The organism is Sulfuricella denitrificans skB26 (assembly GCF_000297055.2).
Lineage (GTDB): Bacteria > Pseudomonadota > Gammaproteobacteria > Burkholderiales > Sulfuricellaceae > Sulfuricella > Sulfuricella denitrificans.
Genome location: NC_022357.1, coordinates 2,313,307 through 2,332,969 on the forward strand (window position 1 = coordinate 2,313,307; position 19,663 = coordinate 2,332,969).

A 19,663-nucleotide genomic window follows, 5' to 3' on the forward strand; every position below is an offset into this window, starting at 1 on the left:
TCCGAAATTCTTATTTAGGCGGAATTTTCCGAAACGGGCCATACCACATGCCTGAACCTTGTAAATTCAGGCCATTTTCTATACGCTTCAAACAGATAATTCAGGAGTCCCTGCCCCATGACCATGGACGCAACAAAGCTGGTGGAAGCCATCCTCAAGGCGCATGCGGCTGAAATGCACAGCGGACAAGGTGCGGAGCGGCCAGTCGTCACACTTTCACGTGACTATGGCAGCGGCGGTCGCGAGATTGCGCAGCATCTGGCCAAACATCTGGCCGTGCCGGTCTACGACAAGGAATTGCTGGACGCGGTGGTGGAACGTTCCGGCGCAGACCCGCATCTGATGGCCCAGTTCGATGAGAAAACCCGCGGCTTCTGGGACAGCTGGATCGTCTCGATGCTGTCCGGCGAAAACGTAATGGATGATAACTACCGTCGTCACCTGGTCAAGGTGGTGCTGGGCATCCTCTACACCGGCAACGGCGGCGTGATCTTAGGACGCGGCGCCCATCTCATCCTGGCGCAGCAGAACGTGTTCCGGGTACGCCTTACCGCCTCGCCGGAAACTTGCGCCGATCGGGTCGCCAAAAAAAAATCTGTTGTGCAGGAAGAAGCGCGCAAGCTGGTAGAACTGGTCAACCAGAACAGAAGCAAATTCGTCTGGGATGTTTTCAAAAAGCGGCTGAATGAGCCGACCGCCTTCGACCTCACGATCAATACCGACCGCCTGACCAAATACGAGGAAGTGGCGGAAATCATCATTTTCGCCATGCAATACCAGCACCGCAGCATTTCCTGAGACCCGGAGAACCAGTCCGGCGATGAGCGCCCATATCGTAGCTCCCACCATGCAGGTCAGCATCGTCAGCCTGGAAAGCGAAATTTACTCCGGCGTGGCGCTGCGCATTGCTGCACCCGCACTGCTCGGCGAGGTGGGCATACACCCGCGCCATGCGCCGATGCTGACTCCGCTGAAAGAAGGCGAAGTACGCATCCTTACTCCAGACAACACGCTGGAACTGATTTATGTCTCGGGCGGCCTGCTTGAGGTGCAGCCGACACTGGTGACCATCCTGGCCGATACTGCCGTTCGCGCGAAGGGCAGCGACCATGCCGCCGCCACGGAGGCCAGAAGGCTGACCGCGGAAGCGATGCAGCACATGGATCATTTAACCACTCATGACAGGGCTTACGCAGAGTTGCTGCTCAGCATTGCAGACATGATGGGTGAAAGAGAACGCCTCAGAAAACGCCACCGCTGGTAAGAGCCTCTAGAATTATTTTACCTTCTGCCGCACCTCACGCACATGGCACCCGCGCCACCTCGTATCACGACATCGCCATGTGCGCCCCCTCTCTCCTAACTCTCTCCCACGAGGGACGCCCTCACCTCAATCCTCTCCCGCAAACGGGAGAGGAAGCAAACGTGAAGTGCACTTGTTTCTGATCTGAGGGACGAAGTGTCGCTTCGCGACGTTCACATTAAAACCTCTCATGCGGTGCCAAATAACGCCATTGCCCAGGCGGCAATTTGGCCATCGACACCCGCCCGATCCTGATCCGCTTCATGGTCAGCACCTTTAGCCCAACACTGTTGCACATATGAGCAATCTGGCCGGGTTGAGCACCCTTGAGAGCGAAGCGCAGGCGGGTTTCATTTTGCCAGCTGACTTTGGCCGGGGGCAGCGACCGGCCATTAATACTGAGCTTGTGATTGAGACGCTTGAGCCCATCGGGCCCCATTTCGCCAGCAACCTCAACGATGACCTCCTGCTCTACGGTGGCGGCATCGTCGAGCAGCTTGCGCGCTACTCGCCAGTCCTGGGTAAATACCAGCAAGCCGCTGGCGTTCGCCTCTAACGGCGTGGTCGGGGTCAGCTGTGCAAAGTGTTGCTTGAGCATGGGGATGCCGGAGAGGTCGTCAGCCGCCCGAGAGTCGGCGGTAAGCAGAGACTGTACGAAACCGTCACCCATGCCTGCATCATGGCCGGGCGGCAAGTGCAGCAAGATGGTTACCGGCTCAATCGGTGCAAGACTGGCGTCGGGGTGAAGCTCAACCTTCTGCTGCGACACCTTGAACTGGGGTTCTTCCACCACTTGCCCATCCACCATTACCCAGCCGCCCACGATATAAAGCTCGGCCTCCCGGCGAGAGCAGGGGACTAATTCGGCAAGGCGTTTTGCGAGGCGAACGGGTTCTGTCATGACAGGGCCTCCTGGAATGGAAAAACGCCATTGTAACCGCCCTCGTCATGCAGAAACGCGGTATTCTTACGATCATGAAAAACTTGAAACAGGGAATCAACCCTTTCCATCGGTACTGAGTCACTGAGCTTGCCTGTCTCGACTTCTTCAGCATTCGTCGCAGAAAGCAAAGACGGCACCATTGGTGCAAACACACCTTGAAATTCACTTAGAGACATTCTGATCATGATCGATTTGAAACCGGCTGCCGCAATTGCAAAACGCTTTATTTTGCCAACGCTATTGGCGCTAATCATTTTGGGAATCCCGCTGGGATACCAATATTACAAGCTTCATAAAGAGAGGGGCTCATTAACCGCTCTCCAGGCCGATCTGGAAAAGAAAAAAACCGAGCTTGCCGCAAAGAGCGCTAGCCGGGAAGCCGAGCAGGCTGAAAAAGTGAAAGCGCTCGGCGTAAAGGAAGCCGAGTTGATCTCCATGGCGAGTCAGCTCAAAAAATCAATGATTTTTCTGAACAAACGTGAGAATGAATACCAGGACGCACTCGTCAAGTTCCAGCAGGAACAAGCCCTGGCACACCAAAAGGCAAAACAAAGGCCCTTGAAACGGGCAGAGATCCAGCCACCGAAACGAGCGCCCTTGAAACGCGACGTGAAAGTTTCACCAAAAAAACGCCCCTCTTTGGGCACGGCCCCCAAGAAACTCGTTGAAGCCAAAGAGATGCTCCCGGCAATGGTCAGTCCTCCTCCCATAGCACCTCCCCCAGTAGTCAAACTTGAGGAAAGCCTGCCTCAGGCAAGACCCCCTGGCGCTTGCGCCTCTGCCGATGGGCGCACTGACGCGACAAGAGAAATGGCTCGCCTCAAAAGAAAGATTTCCGCCACAAGCTTTAAAATCAACTATCGCCCCGTCGCTCTGACCCCGAACATTCGGTCTGGCTTTCCCGAAGACTTATTGCGGAGGCTAGGGGAAAGCGATGAGTTTCTCCCGCGCAATGTCTCTCTCGGAACAGGATATCCGCCCCTAAACGCACAATCCGGTTCACTCTCAAGCACGGATGCCGCGCGCGACGTGGCATTTAAAACAGGGAGTCAATTTGTCTTGTCCGGCGTCATCGATGCCGGCATCGGGCGCACCGATTATGGTCGGTGGGTAGAGGTGGAAGTCGATGCCTATGATGGCCTTACCGGAGTACTGGTAGCTAAAAGACGCCAGGGCATGGAGATTGCCGGCGAAAATGAAATTGAAATCAGATCGCTCTTCGGTAGTACCCAGTATTTCAGTACGCCCTTTGGAAAGCGGTTCGATGAATTAATGAAATCACTCGTCAAGGGCATCAGGACTGATCTGGCCTGCATGCCTTTCACGGCGCAAATTACCGGTATCGACTTAGACAATAACAAAATCCATATCGATGGAGGGACCTCCTCTCGCGTAGCGCCAGGAGATAAATTCATTGCCTATCGTTCCGCCAGGCGAATTCAGTCAGAGTCCGCATCCGGAGGAGTGCTGGGAGCCCAGACCATTCCCGTCGCGTCCCTGACCATCAGACAGGTATTCCCTTTATTCTCGATAGGCGAATTGTCAGTCGACCCCAGAAAAACCGAACTTCATGTGGGTGATTTTGTGAGTGCGCAAAAAACACATATAGGAAAATAAAAACAACCACAAGGAAATTTCGTTGTACGGCGACAGAACCTGAACCGAAACGCCGCCCAGCAAACTTTCTGTCGTTATAATGCTGCCATGTCGAACGAAAATATCAGCCTTGCCATCCTGTTTGCCTGCGAATAAGAGACACTAATAATGGTTAATTTCGGTGCGATCATCATCGGCGACGAACTGCTCAGCGGCAAGCGCCAGGACCGGCACTTCCAGCACGTAGTTGAAACGCTGGCACAGCGCGGGCTGGAACTCAAATGGTGTCGCATCATCGGCGACGACCCCGCGCTCATCATTGCGACCCTGCGCCAGACCCTGCCGCAGGACGATATCGTATTCAGCTTCGGTGGCATCGGCGCCACCCCCGACGACCATACCCGGCAATGCGCAGCCGAGGCTGCTGGCGTGCCGCTCTACCGCCACCCCGATGCGGTGGCGGAAATCGAGGCGCGCTTCGGCGTTGAAGCCTACCCACGGCGCATCCTGATGGCCGATCTGGCGCAGGGCAGCCGCATCATCCCCAACCCGTTCAACCGCGTCCCAGGCTTTTCCCTCCACCATCACCACTTTCTGCCCGGTTTTCCGCAGATGGCGTGGCCGATGATGGACTGGGTGCTGGACACGCTCTACCTGGAGATTCGCAACCAGGCGCCGGAAACCGAAGCCGTGATCACCGTGCTGGACGCCATGGAAAGCCCGCTTCTCGACCTGATGAACGAATTCGTCCGGCGCTACCCGGACCTGCGATTTTCCAGCCTGCCGCATATCGGCGAAGAGGGCGAACGCAAGGTTGAATTCGGCTTGCGCGGATCGCGACCGCTAGTCATCGAGGGGATGAACTATCTCAAGACGGAAGTGGAAAAACTGGGGTTCCGCTGGACCTGACGGGCATAGCGATAAGTGCCGCCCCGAATCAAGTATCCGGATTCCGGGTCAGGCCCGGAATGACGAGTTTTTAGAGGTGCCCTTGTTTCTCCGCGCCTCTGCGGCAAATGAACTTCTGTTTTTAATGTGACGACCCGGATTTGGCCGGGATGTGGTTGGCGCTTCTAATGGGAGGCAGGCATATCCTGGGAAAAACGATATCCATTCCTTCCCGACGCTTTCACTGCATACATCGCAATATCTGCTTTTTTCATGAGCTCTACCGCATCATCAGTGCCTTGGATCGGGTAAACGGCAATCCCGATGCTGCAAGTAATCTTCAACTCATGACCCTGGATGAAGATGGGCAGCCTCAACGTTCCAATGATTTTCTCTGCTACAGTTGCCGCATTCTGTGGATAGCTGATTTCTGACAGGACGATGACAAACTCATCCCCACCTTGCCGGGCAATAGTATCTTCACTTCGCACACAAGTATTCAGCCGTGCAGCCACAACCTTCAAAAGTTCATCCCCGACATCATGCCCCAGCGTGTCATTAATGTTCTTGAAATGATCGATATCCATGAACATGATCGCCAAGGACCTTTGGTGACGCTCTGCGTGAGACAGGGCCTGATTAAGTCTGTCAAGCAACAACCGGCGGTTGGGAAGGTCGGTCAAAGTATCGTAGAAGGCCAGCTGGCGAATTTTCTCCTCCGCCTTCAAGCGCAGAGTAATGTCCTGGAAAGCCGCCACAGAACCTGTCAATTCCCCATTCCTGATGATGGGGCTGGACACGATGGAAACCGGGATTATGCTTCCGTCTTTTCGGACCAGATTGTCATTCAGTGCGCGGTAGGTTTTACCGGTGAGAATGGTCTGGAGAACAGGGCAATCCTGAGTGGGAATCGGGGCCCCATCCGTACGCTTGTAGTGGAAAGTTTCATGGCCCTTCCTGCCGAGGAGCTCAGCTTTGCTCCATCCCAGCAAGCGCTCCGCCTCAGGGTTTACGAAGGTGACACATCCCTCCTTATCCAACACATAAACACCTTCTCCCAAGGTGGAGGTGATTTCACGCAGCTGGTTTTTGCTTTCTTGCTCTTTCCTGTAATTCAGCATCAAACCACGGGAAAGCAATCCAATGGCCACCAGGAGCGCAATCATTACAGCGCTATAAATCAAGGTGTTGCGACGCCATGCCGCCAGAACATCCTGTTTGGACAAACCCACGACGACGATGAGCGGCAGATTGCCTACCTGGCGATAGCTGAAGATACGCTCAACGCCATCGATGCTTGATTTCCCTGTAACGGTTCCCTTGACAGGGTTTTTCTGTAGAGCGACAGAGACTGAGCCGCCACGCACCGATTTCAAGCGCTGACTTTCACTGATGGGGAAACGGGTAATGACATAAAGGTCTTTGCTTAATAGGGTAATATTGCTGTTTTTCCCCAGATCCAGCGTGCTGAAAAAGTCTTCGAAATACGACAGTGCAATATCCGAGACGACAATTCCGGCAAAGCTGCCGTCAGCATAATTCAGGCGTCGACTGAGCATGATTTTCCAACCGGAATTGGCGTGGCCAACTTCAGGTTCTGAAATGTCCAGCCCCAGCGCGGAGTTGTCCCGATGGCGGATAAAATAGGGGCGGTCACCATAGTACGAGGGGGAGGCGTTTTCTTTCTGAGAGCTAGCCAGATTGTAACCATCCGGCCGGATAACCCGTATTCTGAATATTTCAGGAACGCTCTCCTGGCGCTTTTTCAGATAGGCGTGAGTATCGCCAGAAAAAGGCTTTTCTTCGCCTTTATTAGGTACGATTTCGCCTGCGATTTGCTGGATAAGAAGATCTGTCTTCTGGATAACCGAGTTGGCATGTTCCTCGAGTACATGGGCCATGTTCTGGCTATCCGTAGTGGCGCGGGCCAATTTCTCGTCATAGCTTTGTTTCAGCCCGTTCACGAACACGCCAATGAGACCCAGCATGATAATAAGCAAAGCAACAGGCCAGGTGCTTTGCTTAAAAATATTTTTATTTGTGGTCATGTTAATAATCTGAGGATCGAATTCTGAGGCACTCATAATTCATGCGCTTAAGTATCTCGTTTTGCCGTTCAATATACCATATCGCTTGCAGACTCTGCCCCAGACGGGTTCCTAGGCCCGTAATTTACAGCGACCTTCGTGCTCCAGAAATGCCGCTTTGACTGAGTCGAGCATTTCCCTGTCGTTCCAGGGCTTGGTGATGTATTTGTAAATTGAGCCTTGATTGAAAGCCTCGGCAATCAATTCCAGGTCGGTGTGGCCGGAAAGAACAATACGCACCACATCAGGGTAGAGCCGCTTGACCCTGCCCAGGAATTCGATGCCGCTCATTTCCGGCATTCCTTGATCTGACAGGATCACGCCGACCCGATGGCTGGCCAGCAGCTCAAACGCCTCGGTCGGACTATGCGCAACCAGAATACGATAACCCTCGTGGCTGAACTGACGGGTCAAGGCAGCCGTCACATTCGATTCATCGTCCACCAGCAACAGCGTGCGTCGCCCACTCTCGTCAGCCTGGCCATTCAGCGTCAGCTTTCGCCCACTCCGCAGCATCTGCTCGAAATCTCCGACCGGAACCGGGCGACTGAAAAAATAGCCCTGCATTTCGTCGCAGCCATGGCTACGCAGGTACTCCAGCTGCCCCTCCGTTTCCACCCCTTCGGCAATGACATTCAACCCCAGGCTGTGCGCCATAGTGATAATAGCAACGACGATGGCGGCATCCTTGGGGTCCCTCGTGATCTCCCGGACAAAGGACTGATCTACTTTCAGCTTGTCGATGGCGAATTGCTTCAGGTAGCTGAGCGAAGAATAGCCGGTGCCGAAATCGTCAATCGAAATCGTCATTCCCGCCTCTTTCAGTTCCCGTAGCACCCTGATCACCCGATCCGTATCCTCCATCATCGCGCTTTCGGTCATCTCCAGTTCCAGGTAGCGCCCGTCGATGCCCGAGTCCAGCAGCACCCCGGTCGTCATCTTGACCAGATGACGCTGCCTGAACTGATGCGCCGACAGGTTTACCGCCACGGGCGGCGTCATCATCCCGCCATCCTGCCAAGCCTTGATCTGGGCGCAGGCCGTCCGCATCACCCATTCACCGATCGGAAATATCAGGCCGGTTTCCTCCGCCAGCGGGATGAATTTCAACGGAGAAACCAGCCCCATTTCCGGATGTTGCCAGCGTATCAACGCTTCGGCGCCGATGATCTCGCCGCTATGCAGATTAACCTGCGGCTGGTAATACAGCAGCAGTTCGCCGTTATCCACCGCATGACGCAGACGGGTTTCCAGATTCAGCCTTTCGACAGAACTGGTGTTCATTCCCTCGTTATAGAAACGGAAAGTGTTCCCGCCACCCTTCTTGGCACGGTACATGGCCACGTCGGCATTTTTCAGCAATTCTTCTGCACTGGCGCCGTCCTTGGGGTACAAGCTGATGCCGAGACTGGCACTAATAAACACCTCCCGGCCGGAAATACTGAAGGGTTTGGTCAGGGCATCGAGAATCTTCTGGGCAACCGGAATCGCGCTATCCGCTGTATCCATTTCCACCAGAACAACGAACTCGTCGCCCCCCAGGCGAGCCACGGTGTCGCTGTCGCGCATCAGATCGGTCAGGCGCGCTGCCATGCCACGCAACAATTCATCGCCTGCACCATGGCCGAGGCTATCGTTGATTTCCTTGAAGCGGTCAAGATCGAGCAGCAACAGGGCCACCACGGTTTTCTCCCGGACCGCCCGCTCGATCAGCAGGCCGATGCGATCATTGAGTATGGTGCGATTAGCCAGACCGGTCAGGCTATCGTGCGTGGCCTGATGCGCCAGTTGCTCCTCATAATGTTTGCGCTCGGTGATATCCCTGAAGGTCACCACGGCACCGGCAATCTTCCCGCTTTCACGCATGGGGATAACCACATAATCCGCATAAAAACCGCTGCCATCCTTGCGCCAGAGCATCTCATCGCTGCCTTGATGGTTAACGCCGCCTTCAATCGCTTCATGCATCGGGCATTCCTGATGCGGAAACAGTGTGCCGTCAGCCTTCCTGCAATGCACAGTATGATGAAGGGGCAAACCGAGTAGTTCACCCCCCTGATAACCCAGCATGGATGCTGCTGCCGGATTAACAAAGGTAATCATGCCTTCCCTGTCCACCCCGCAAATCCCTTCTCCGGCCGAATCCAGAATCAGCTGATTGCGATAGCCCAACTTCTCGACCTCATGGCTGGAGTGCACAAGCTGTTTTTGCCATGCCTCCAGATTATCCGCCATCTCGTCAAACGAGCGCGCCAGTTGACCCAGTTCCTCTTCGTCATGCGGCAACCCGGAGCGGGCGGTAAGATCGCGCTGGCCCATTTTCCTGGCCGCACTGGACAGAGCCCGAACACGCTTCAACACCAGCAGATCACCGCCCACCCATGCCAGCGTGAGCACCAGCAAGCCCATCCCCACCATCAGCAACACATTGCGGACAACTGCATGATTGGCCTTGGCATACACCCTCTCGGCGGGAATACCCACCACCGCATAGGCGCAACAGCGGGGCCGGCTGAATAAGGGAGTAAACGCAAATATCCGCCGGACGCCATCCAGACCGACACCATCATAAGTTCCCTCACCCTGCGACTGCTGAATTTGCTTGTATAGCGGCAGGGTAGCCATCGATTTGCCGACGTAATTTGCAGGATCTGGATGGTGGGCCAGGACTCTCCCGCTTCCATCCAGCAAGGTGACGACATCCCCTGTTTCCAGGTGCGGGGTTTCAGCCAGGCGTTCGTTCAAGAGGTCAAGGTCGAGGAAAACGAACATCACCCCCCAAACCTGCTTATCGGCATTGATGAGCGGATAGCCAAAATGAATACCTCGCTTGGCGGCCACTCGACCTTCCTGATAGTCCCCGATGGAAAGCTCCCGGGTCGCGACCGCGCTCTGAAAGAAGACACGATCCGCCACGTTCACCGGCCCAGGCAACGGCAGCGCGCTGCACACAACGTCGCCGTTGCTGAGCGCAACACCGACATTGGCATAATCCGAGCTGTAACGCAGGATATTCGCCATTACCTTGTTGCAGGGACCAGCCGATTTGGCATCCGGAATTTCCGCCAGGGTCGAAAGCCCCTTCAGCAACTGGCGCACGGAGGAGGATGTGGCCCGGTGTCCCTCGGCAACGGTCTGGGCCATCTTCAACGTCTCACTCTGCGCAAATTCCGCCGCCCCCCGCCGTTGCTCGAAGGTAGAATAAAACACCAGCAGAAAAGCAGGCAGTACCGCTGCAAGAATCAGCAACATCAACCGCCCGCGCAGACCAGGAAACAGCCGAAACATATTCCTCCCGTTATTATTGGTTCAGCTGAAAGTATGATTCATCTTAGTTCATAATTACTTAACCTTAATACCAGCCGACCCTTTTCAGGGAAAACCCTGACAGAAGTTGCATGAAATCCTTAGGACGACACCGCCCTAAGAAAACTGTGACCCCCTGATGGGCTTCCTCGGCGATGTTACTTGCAGCCAATGGCAGCTTGCAAAACCAGTGCGCTGGCTTGCCATTCCGTTGAGGTCAGACATTCGAAGTAAACAATGAATCTTTACAAAGTTTCGGGTAAACCTTGGCTGGCAGGTAATCTCAGGCGAAAAGTCGTGCCCTTTCCGACTTCGCTTTCCACCTCGATTCTGCCCTGGTGTTTCTCGATGATGCCGTAGGAAAGAGACAGACCCAGCCCGGTTCCCTTGCCCACCGGCTTGGTGGTAAAGAAGGGGTCAAAAATCCGCTTTAAATTTTCCGGCGGAATGCCTTTGCCGGTATCTGTAAATTCGACCCAGACCATTTCATCCTCCGCGCCAGTGCGGATCGTGATGCGGCCACGGCCGCCATCGCCAATCGCATGCGAGGCGTTGACCAGCATGTTCATGAACACCTGATTGAGCTGCGAAGCCAGACACTCCACCTGTGGAATAACGCCATACTCCTTGATCACTTCAGCGTTGTACTTGATTTCGTTGTTGACGATGTTGAGGGTGCTGTCGATGCCTTTGTGCAGATCGACCCATTGCCATTCCACCTGGTCGACGTGTGAAAAATCCTTCAGGTCCTGAACGATCTGCTTCACCCGCCCGATTCCCTCGCCGGATTCCCTGAGCAGTTCGCGAATATCCTGTTTCAGATATTCCCAATCCGCTTCCTGCTTCAGGGACCGCACCTCGTCCAGCAGGGACTCCCCAGCCAGCGCCGGCTCGGTGCGCTCATAGGCATCCGTCACCCGGAACAGTTTTTCCACATATTCCCCGAGGGTATTGAAATTGGAATTAATGTAACCGATGGGATTGTTGATCTCGTGCGCCACCCCTGCCGCCAGTTGGCCGATGGAGGCCATTTTTTCCGATTGTAGCAACTGGTTATGCGCTTCTTCGAGCTTCTTGATCAAGGCTTTTTGTTCTTCCTTTTCCCGCTGCAGCGCTTCTTCGGCCTGCTTGCGCGCGGTAATATCGCGAAAGCTGATCACCCTGCCCACGTTATCCACGCCCAGCGGCTGAGGCAGGGAATAGCGCTCGATCACCCTGCCATCGATGTAGTCGAAGGTGTCATAGCATTCCGCTTCCGGATGCAGGCACAGGTAGTTCAGATTTTCCATGAAGGCATCGGGATTCGTGACCTGACCCAGCAGGTGCTGCACCAGGGGGGCATGTCTCCAGAAGGCAAGGGTCTCATCCGGCATGTGCCACATCTCGACAAGGCGCTGGTTGAAGCGCACGATCCTGCCCTCCTTGTCCAGCGCCAGTATGCCATCGGCGGTAGATTCCAGCGTAGTGCCGAGCAGCGACAGGAGTTTTTCCAGTTGCGCTTCGGCGTGCCGCCGTTCAGCCAGCTCTTTGCGCAGCTCCGCATTACGCTCGGTCAGCTCCTTCGACATCAAATCCAGAGAACGCTCGATCAGCAAACGGTCGGCATCGGCACTTTCATAGGCATCACCTACTGCCGCGAGGAACTCCGACAACCCTTCCGGCATGGCGCCCTGGTCATTCAAAAAACGGCTGATCTGCCTTTGCAGCAAACGATGCACAGTCTAATTCTCCGAGAAAGTGGTAATGGTCATGGTCTGGTTATGCAGTTCGCAGCCGGTGATCGTGCCGTGAGGGCAAATCTCGCCGTAGGAATAGAAACCGGTCAGCACAGCGTGCGCTCCCAATACCTCGCGCACGCCTTCAACCTCTTCTTCGATGCGCTGCTTGAGCACCAGCTTGCGCCCCACGCAACTAATCAGGATCGCCAGATCGGGTGCCGCACTCCCCAGCGTTTCATGACTCGCCTTGGCCGCACCGCTCGCCCCATCCACCAGCCGGTCGAAATTAGCCTTCATCAGACGGGCATGAGCGCCTTCCGAGATATCCCCGGCGAAGGTCATGCTCTGTGCTGCCTCGTCGATGCCAAGCACGGTGCGCACCAGGCTGGCGCCTCCCTCTCCACTGAGCAACTCCAGGGGGAACAGCAAAGCCGTGGCAGGCAGGCCCGCCGCATGATCACCCAAATAGTTCTTGTACAGCCCCAGCGCCGACTGGCCGTCCAGCTCGTATAGCACATTGCCGCTGGATTTCGTGACCAGGCGCTCCGGGCCAAAAACATCCCAGCCCCCGAGGGAACCGTAACCCACCTTGAGGCGTTCGCCATAAAAACCCAGCGCCGCTATTTTTCCTTCCATCACGACACCATCGGCGCACACCAGGGTGTGCTGAAAGCGGCTGCCGTCTCCCGCCAGTCCACCCGTAACCGCCACTCCCTGCGGCAGAGTTTCGCGCAATCCCTTCGCCAGTTCGCTACCGTTCACCTTGAGTCCGTCCGACAGTACCAGTACATGGGTCAGCCCCTCATGATCGAGAGCTTGCGCCAGATGCACACCAGCATCATGACTATCCTTCATCTGCCCGATATCAACCTGAGCCATTTCGATCCGAGTATGCTCGAACTGCACAGCAGTGGTGACGATTGATTCGTCGCGCACCCGCGTGGCGCAAATCTCGCCCGCAGTGGAACAGCCCATGATCAGCGCCTTGGGATAGCGCTGTTTGGTCTCCTGTAGCCACGCCGCCTCGCGCATTTTCTCCACACCGCCAAAAACCAGCACCCATTGGGCATCGCCGCCATTCGGGAGACTGCCCGCTTCAGTCTGCCAGCCTTCGCTTTCCGTCCAGTAGCGTTGTTCGATTTTCATGCTTCCCCCTGTCCGGGTTAACCCGACAAAATCGCCTGTGGAATTTCCTGCAACCCCATCACCCGATCAACCCCTCCCAGCTTGATCGCCTCCTTGGGCATACCGAACACCACGCAGGTTTCCTCATCCTGGGCAATGGTGGGTGCGCCGGCCTCGTGCATCTCTTTCATCCCCCTGGCACCATCGTCGCCCATGCCGGTCATGATGATACCGGTAGCGTTCTTGCCGGCAAATTTCGCACCGAGCGGAACAACACATCCACCGAGGGGCGATGACGGTTGACCACTGGTCCGTCCACCACTTCAACGTGGTAATAAGCGCCGTTGCGCCTCAGCAGCATATGCTTGCCGCCCGGCGCGATCAAGGCGCGGCCAGAAATAACACGATCATTAATCTGCGCCTCGCGCACCTCGATCTGGCACAGATCGTTGAGCCGCGCGGCAAATGAAGCCGTGAATTTTTCCGGCATGTGCTGGACGATGACGATGCCGGGGCAAACCCGCGGCAGTGCGGTAAGCACCGCCTCCAGTGCCTGGGTCCCGCCAGTCGAGGTGCCGATGGCGACGATGCGCTCGGTAGTCTGCGCCATGGCGTGGCTGCCCGGCGCGGCGAGAATGGCATCGGCGTTGAGCTTGGGCGCCACCTTCAGTACCGCGATCGGCGTTATCTTCAGCCGCTTGACGTTGGCCATTGCCGCCGTACGCACCGCCGACACCAGCTCACTTACCGACTCTTCCAGAAAGCGTTTCACACCCATCTGCGGTTTGGTGATGACCTCCACCGCGCCCGCCTCGAGCGCCTGCATCGTCGTCGCCCACTTTTACGCCAGTGAGGAACAGATCACCACTGGCGTAGGGTGTTCAGCCATGATTTTCTTCAGGAAGGTGTGCCGTCCATGCGCGGAATCTCGATGTAGCCAGCGCGCAGACTGCAGCCCCTAGCACTATCAGGACAGGGCGCTGGGGATCGATTGCCGCCAACACCACCCAAACCCCGGCAAGCACGAAGGCCAGCGCAGTGTTGGGCGCCATGGATTCAATACCGGACAACATCCGAGCCAGAAAAGAGAAATCGAACAGCCAGCCCCACAGCGCAAGTCCGCCTACCAGCGCGACTACCGTGCCGATAAACAGGCTGCCAAAATTTTTCTTTGGCACCGGTTTCATGTCATCCTTCCTGCGGTAAGCACTGCGCCCATCAACCCACCTTCTCGTTTTTTACCCCATGCACCGGCCAGATTATTTTGCAGCCGATTTCCTTATGTCCGGTAAGTTCTACTTTGTCACATTGGACATACAAAGCCGCCTGGTTTCGGCTTCCCCCTTCGAAAAATGGGGATTGAGGGGGATTTTTCAGCGTGGAAATCATGTTGCGCCGTCCCACATCCCCCTAGCCCTTTTTCAAAATGGGGGGACAGACCCATTAGACAAAGTAGAATTAGGCTGCCGGGAAAAACCGGAAAAATAATCGCGATTGTAACGACTCCATTATCCGCTTTGGTAAGTTTCCAGGTTAACCTCACGCCTCTCTCAAGGAGGGGCTATTGGATTTTCAATAACGCCAAGCGTCGGCAAAGCCAGTCGTTTTGCTCTTAAACCATAGCTGACTTGAGTTTAATACGAAAACTCACTGGTCTGAATTGTTATGCAAAATGAATCATGTTGCCTATTTCCCACCGATTTCATAAACTATATTTTCTAAAATTGCAACCCAACTCTCGTTTCAGCCATTGACACCCCTGCCAGATTTCCATAAAAACGGTAGGCCATCTTCTCAGCCACAAGGAAACAAGCATGGAACGCACGATACTGCTGGTGGACGACGAAGCCAATATCCTTTCCGCCCTGACCCGCCTATTGCGACCGGCGGGCTATAACATCCTGCGTGCCGGGAGCGGCAAGGAGGGGCTGGAAGTGCTGGCGCAGCACGAAGTCGGGGTGATCGTTTCCGATCAGCGCATGCCGGAAATGACCGGGGTGGAATTCCTGCACAAGGCGCACGAACTGTATCCCGATACCGTACGCATCGTGCTGTCCGGCTACACCGATCTCAACTCCGTCACCGACGCCATCAACCATGGTGCCATCTACAAGTTTCTAACCAAACCGTGGGAAGATAACCTGCTGCGCGCCAATATTGAAGAGGCTTTCCAGCGCTACGAAATGAAGCAGGAAAATTACCGCCTCAACCATGAACTCGAAAAGCGGGTAGAGGAAAAAACCCTTGAAGTGACGCGCAACCTGAAAACCCTGCAGGTCTCCCAGGAAATCCTTGAGTCTCTGCCGGTGGCTGTCATCGGCATTGATGGTGATGGCTACATTGCCCTTGCCAATTCCATGGCCCACCATCTGCTTGACCGGGGCGAAGACAGGCCGCTGCTGGGAGAGTCCGCCAGAGAAATGATCCCTGACCAACTGCTGGGTTGCAGCGGAGATGCCATCGTCACCATGCCCGATGGCGTGCGTTTTCATTGCTGGCAAACTACGATGGGGCGCCTATCCCAATCAAATGGCATAGTGCTGGCATTTGCCCCGCAACAGCAAATCGAACAGGCGAACCACGATGCATGAAATACTGGGCAACCTGCACCAGCTCCCCGCCATTCCTGCCGTGGTGCAGGAACTGATCCAGAACTTCGACAACCCGGCACTGGATAGCCAGCATCTGGCACAAAAAATCAGCCAGGACCAGGCGCTGGTCGCCAAAGTGCTTCGGGTCGCCAACTCGGCTTTCTACGGTTTGCCGCGCCAGGTCGGCTCCACGCAGGAAGCCGTGGTGGTACTGGGATTCGGCACCATTCGCAGCCTGGTGATTTCCGCCGGGTTCATCGACGCTTTCTCTTCCTCCGCATCGACCGCCTGCGTCGACCGCGAGCACTACTGGCAGCGCAGCCTGGTCGTCGCCACCTACGCCAGAGCCGTGGCGAAATGTCTGCGGCAGGATTCCGAAATGGCTTTCTCTGCCGGCCTGTTGCACGATATCGGCATCATGGTGCTGGACGTGTGCGCCCATGACCGTTTTGCCGTGATATGGCAAAGCGTGCAAGGATGTGATGGAGATAAACTGATACAGGCAGAACGCGCCACACTCGGCTTCGATCATGCGGAACTGGGTGCGGAAGTCGCACACCGCTGGAAATTTCCATCCGCCATCGAGGATGCCATTCGCTACCACTATCAGCCCGGACACCAGCCTTTCCTGATCATGACAGGCGTGGTGCAGGTAGCCAGGGCGCTGACGCTGGCCAGCGAGGAAGGCCTGCCTGAGGAGGAGTGGTTCGCCCGGATTCCACAAGTCCTGCGTGATGCCTTGAAACTGGATTGGGACAAGCTCCACAAGTGTTTGCCACAACCGGAGCAACTGGAAGCCGCAAAGAAACTGGTGACGAATTCCTGACTTAGAGGCGATGCAGGGCACTGCGCACCTGAACTTTGAGCTGATAAAAATAAGGAACTGTCGTTGAGAAAATTGCTTGATGTACTGTTTGGCACGGAACGCGAGGAGCGCCGCATCGGCCTGCTCACTATCGCCATCCTGGTGCTCACCATGCTTGTCACCGGGGGCGTTATTTTCGCCGTACTGGCGCAACAGTTAAGGGCGGAGCTGGAAAATGGCCTGGTGCGGATACTCCACGACCGGACTGCGCTGTTCCACCACGAAGTCAACACCGGCATAGACATCGCAAGCAGCATCGCCAACCGCCGGCCTCACGTCACCAAGCTGATGTCCGCTATCCACGATGGTTCTGGAAAGCTGGAAACCCGGCGTGAAATCGGCAGGGTGCTGAACACTATCCAACGCGATCAGAAGTCCTCGGCGATTGCCCTGTACGATGTGCGCGGCGATCTCGTGGCGTCCAGCGGCGAGTTTCTGCGTACGCCCTTTGCTGTCAGCCTGCGCCACCCAGAAAAAACCAGCCTGCTGTGGCGTGACGGCTATTACCTCAACGTGACCACGACGATGCGGCTAAACGGCGCGGCAGACGGGGCTGAAATCGGGACGGTAAAGCTGGAATATCCGCTCGCCGACATGACCCGCGCCTTTCTCAATTACCACGGCTTGGGCGAAACCGGGGAGATTGCGCTATGCGCGGCCCTGTCGGCCGAGCAGATGAGCTGCTTTCCTACTCGCCACCGTCCGCAGCCTTTCGACAGCGCGCGCCACGTCAAGGGCACGCCAACGCCGCTGAGCGAGGCGCTGGACGGCAAAAAAGGGAGCGTCGCCACGCTCGATTATCGCGAACATGAGGTGCTCGACGCCTTCCAGCCGGCTGGCGACAGCGGCCTGGGCATGGCGGTCAAGATCGACACCGCCGAACTGACACAGCCGATACGCGCGCATTTTCTGTGGATCGCCCCCTTTCTCGCCACGCTGCTGGCGCTCGGTTTCGCCCTGCTGCGCTGGCAGGTCGGTCCGATCGTACGGGAAATGGTTGCCTCACGCAGCCGACTGAAACAGTCTCATGACGAAGTGCTCGCCAGCCATGCCGCTCTGCTAAACACCAATCAGGCGCTAATGGAGGCAGATGCCAAGGTGCGCGAGGTAGAGGCGGATAACGACCGACAGATGAACGCCCTGGCGGACGCCAACGTGCGCATGGCGCTCTTCTACGCCTCCATGGAACGAGTGCGCGAGGCGGATGAGTCATTGACCAAGAACGGGGAAATGGAGGCTTTCTGCCACGGCATCGTGAGTAACGCCATGAGCCTGACCAGCGCCCACTATGGTGCGCTTGGCGTGTTTGGCGCCGATGGCAATCTCGCCAGCTTTGTTACCGAAGGTATCGACGCGGAAACCCGCACCCGACTCGGCAATCTGCCTACCGGCAAGGGTCTGCTCGGCGCCTTTTACCACGAGGGCAAAATCGTGCGGGTGGATGACATCGCCGCTGACCCGCGCGCCTGCGGTTTCCCGCCCAACCATCCTCCCATGAAGAGCCTGATTGGCGTGCCGATTGGCGCAGGAAGCACAAACCATGGCGTTCTTTACCTGGCGGACAAGGACAACGGTGTACCGTTCACCGATAACGACGAGTTGCTCATGGACATGCTGGGCATGGAGATCGGTCTCGTTCTGCAACGCTACGACCTGCTAAATACCCTCCGGGTGACCAACCAGACCCTGCAAACAGAACGTGAGGAACAGCGGGTATTGATAACCAGGCTGGAAGAAGCACAGAACCAGTTGCTGCAATCGGAAAAAATGGCCTCTATCGGCCAGTTGGCGGCGGGCGTGGCGCACGAAATCAACAACCCCATCGGCTATGTCAATTCCAACCTCGGCTCGCTCGACACCTACATCCAGTCGATCTTCAACGTGGTCGCCGCCTACGAACTGGCGGAAAACGCCATCACCGACAGCACAGCCTTGTCCAGTGTGCAGGCCGCAAAACAGGCGGCTGACCTGGAATTCCTGCGCGAAGACATCTCAGCCCTCATGGCTGAATCCCGCGACGGCATCACCCGGGTGAAGAAGATTGTCCAGGACCTCAAGGATTTTTCCCATGTGGATGAAGCCGAGTGGCAGTGGACCGATTTGCATAGTGGCATTGACACTACACTCAATATCGTGTGGAACGAGCTCAAGTACAAGACCGAAGTGATCAAGGAATATGGCAACCTGCCTGAAGTCAATTGTTTCCCTTCCCAACTCAACCAGGTATTCATGAACCTCCTCGTCAACGCCGGCCATGCGATTGAAACGCGAGGCACCATCACTATTCGCACCGGAGCAGAAGGTGAGCGCGTCTGGGTGGAAATAGCTGACAGCGGAAAAGGCATAGCCCCGGAGCACCTCACCCGAATTTTCGAGCCATTCTTTACCACCAAGCCGGTAGGCACGGGAACCGGGCTAGGACTGTCGCTCTCATACGGCATAATCCAGAAGCACAACGGACACATCGAGGTCGAAAGTGTGATCGGAAATGGCACAATGTTTAGAGTATGGCTGCCGGTGCAGCAGGGCACAACCATCAACCTTTCACCCCGGCAATAAATGAAATGAAATTTGAGCCAAACGTTTATATCGTGGACGATGACGCCGAAATGCGAAGTGCACTGCACCGGCTGGTACGATCGGCGGGAATGGGAGCGAAATCCTTCGCCAGCGCCATGGAGTTTCTCGACGCCTATCATTCCGACCAACCGGGCTGTTTGCTGCTCGATGTGCAAATGCCTTGCATGAGCGGGCTGGAATTACAGCAGCGCCTCAAACTCGAGCATATCCACATTCCCATTATTTTCCTTACCGGCTATGGCAACGTGTCGGCGGCAGTCAGCGCAATGAAGCTGGGCGCGCTGGATTTCCTTGAAAAACCCTTCGACAACGAAGTGCTGCTCGAGCACCTGCACAAGGCCATCAAGATGGACGCAACTGCCCGCCTTGACCGCCGCAACCGCAATCAGATCAGCCAGCGGCTGGCGCGGCTGACCCCGCGCGAGCATGAAGTCATGGACATGCTGGTGACCGGCAAATCCAACAAAGCCATTGCCGACCTGCTCGAAGTGAGCGTGAGGACGGTGGAAACACACCGTGCCAACATCATGTCTAAATTGCAGGCCGAGTCCCTGTCCAATCTGGTGAAAATGATGCTGGATTTCAGGGATAACAAAGCAGGATAATTAGATCCTGTTATTCATTTGTCCGTATTTATACGGATGCTAGAGTTTTCTGTTGT

General features: G+C 55.9%; 15 protein-coding genes and 1 pseudogene. 8 read left to right on the forward strand and 8 right to left on the reverse strand.

Going from position 1 to position 19,663, the window contains the following annotated elements; all coding sequences use genetic code 11:
• Positions 1 to 117 precede the first annotated feature (117 nt).
• Positions 118 to 798, forward strand: coding sequence for a cytidylate kinase-like family protein (locus tag SCD_RS11250; RefSeq protein ID WP_009205277.1), 681 nt, complete (start codon positions 118 to 120; stop codon positions 796 to 798).
• Between the two features lie 22 nt (positions 799 to 820).
• Positions 821 to 1,264 carry a F0F1 ATP synthase subunit epsilon gene (locus SCD_RS11255; protein WP_009205278.1) on the forward strand — a complete coding sequence of 148 codons (444 nt, stop codon included), beginning with the start codon at positions 821 to 823 and terminating at the stop codon, positions 1,262 to 1,264.
• A 217-nt stretch (positions 1,265 to 1,481) separates the two neighbouring features.
• Here SCD_RS11255 and SCD_RS11260 read toward each other — a convergent pair whose 3' ends face one another.
• On the reverse strand, positions 1,482 to 2,204 hold the full coding sequence (locus tag SCD_RS11260) for an rRNA pseudouridine synthase (RefSeq protein ID WP_009205279.1): 723 nt from the start codon (positions 2,202 to 2,204) through the stop codon (positions 1,482 to 1,484).
• Positions 2,201 to 2,431 (reverse strand): hypothetical protein, encoded by a 231-nt coding sequence (locus SCD_RS11265; protein WP_148290776.1) that lies wholly within the window; start codon positions 2,429 to 2,431, stop codon positions 2,201 to 2,203. The genes SCD_RS11260 and SCD_RS11265 overlap by 4 nt, the downstream gene beginning before the upstream one ends.
• Between SCD_RS11265 and SCD_RS11270 the strand changes: the two genes are divergently transcribed.
• The gene (locus SCD_RS11270; RefSeq protein WP_009205281.1) at positions 2,430 to 3,863 is read left to right on the forward strand and encodes a hypothetical protein; all 1,434 of its coding nucleotides are present in this window, start codon (positions 2,430 to 2,432) and stop codon (positions 3,861 to 3,863) included. The genes SCD_RS11265 and SCD_RS11270 overlap by 2 nt on opposite strands.
• 147 nt (positions 3,864 to 4,010) lie before the next feature.
• The gene (locus SCD_RS11275) at positions 4,011 to 4,751 is read left to right on the forward strand and encodes a competence/damage-inducible protein A (protein ID WP_009205282.1); all 741 of its coding nucleotides are present in this window, start codon (positions 4,011 to 4,013) and stop codon (positions 4,749 to 4,751) included.
• Positions 4,752 to 4,915: 164 nt separating this feature from the next.
• Here the strand turns inward: SCD_RS11275 and SCD_RS15815 are convergent, their stop codons facing one another.
• The 6 genes and pseudogenes from SCD_RS15815 to SCD_RS17060 form a co-directional block, all read right to left on the reverse strand.
• The gene (locus SCD_RS15815) at positions 4,916 to 6,778 is read right to left on the reverse strand and encodes a bifunctional diguanylate cyclase/phosphodiesterase (RefSeq protein WP_161626937.1); all 1,863 of its coding nucleotides are present in this window, start codon (positions 6,776 to 6,778) and stop codon (positions 4,916 to 4,918) included.
• A gap of 111 nt (positions 6,779 to 6,889) precedes the next feature.
• Positions 6,890 to 10,105, reverse strand: coding sequence for an EAL domain-containing protein (locus tag SCD_RS15820; protein WP_009205284.1), 3,216 nt, complete (start codon positions 10,103 to 10,105; stop codon positions 6,890 to 6,892).
• Positions 10,106 to 10,368: 263 nt separating this feature from the next.
• Positions 10,369 to 11,841: an ATP-binding protein gene (locus tag SCD_RS16185; RefSeq protein WP_009205285.1), complete on the reverse strand. Its 1,473-nt coding sequence runs from the start codon at positions 11,839 to 11,841 to the stop codon at positions 10,369 to 10,371.
• Positions 11,842 to 11,844: 3 nt separating this feature from the next.
• The gene (locus SCD_RS11295; RefSeq protein ID WP_009205286.1) at positions 11,845 to 12,987 is read right to left on the reverse strand and encodes an FIST signal transduction protein; all 1,143 of its coding nucleotides are present in this window, start codon (positions 12,985 to 12,987) and stop codon (positions 11,845 to 11,847) included.
• A gap of 17 nt (positions 12,988 to 13,004) precedes the next feature.
• Positions 13,005 to 13,792 (reverse strand): annotated as a pseudogene (cheB, locus tag SCD_RS11300) (chemotaxis-specific protein-glutamate methyltransferase CheB).
• A 55-nt stretch (positions 13,793 to 13,847) separates the two neighbouring features.
• On the reverse strand, positions 13,848 to 14,153 hold the full coding sequence (locus SCD_RS17060; RefSeq protein WP_009205289.1) for a hypothetical protein: 306 nt from the start codon (positions 14,151 to 14,153) through the stop codon (positions 13,848 to 13,850).
• 627 nt (positions 14,154 to 14,780) lie between these two features.
• Between SCD_RS17060 and SCD_RS11310 the strand changes: the two genes are divergently transcribed.
• From SCD_RS11310 to SCD_RS11325, 4 genes are all read left to right on the forward strand, one after another.
• Positions 14,781 to 15,557, forward strand: a complete 777-nt coding sequence (locus SCD_RS11310) for a response regulator (protein ID WP_009205291.1) — start codon at positions 14,781 to 14,783, stop codon at positions 15,555 to 15,557.
• Positions 15,550 to 16,383 (forward strand): HDOD domain-containing protein, encoded by an 834-nt coding sequence (locus SCD_RS11315; protein WP_009205292.1) that lies wholly within the window; start codon positions 15,550 to 15,552, stop codon positions 16,381 to 16,383. Before SCD_RS11310 ends, SCD_RS11315 begins: the two co-directional genes overlap by 8 nt.
• 63 nt (positions 16,384 to 16,446) lie before the next feature.
• Positions 16,447 to 18,981 carry an ATP-binding protein gene (locus SCD_RS16905; RefSeq protein ID WP_009205293.1) on the forward strand — a complete coding sequence of 845 codons (2,535 nt, stop codon included), beginning with the start codon at positions 16,447 to 16,449 and terminating at the stop codon, positions 18,979 to 18,981.
• 5 nt (positions 18,982 to 18,986) lie between these two features.
• Positions 18,987 to 19,607, forward strand: a complete 621-nt coding sequence (locus tag SCD_RS11325) for a response regulator transcription factor (RefSeq protein WP_009205294.1) — start codon at positions 18,987 to 18,989, stop codon at positions 19,605 to 19,607.
• Positions 19,608 to 19,663 lie beyond the last annotated feature (56 nt).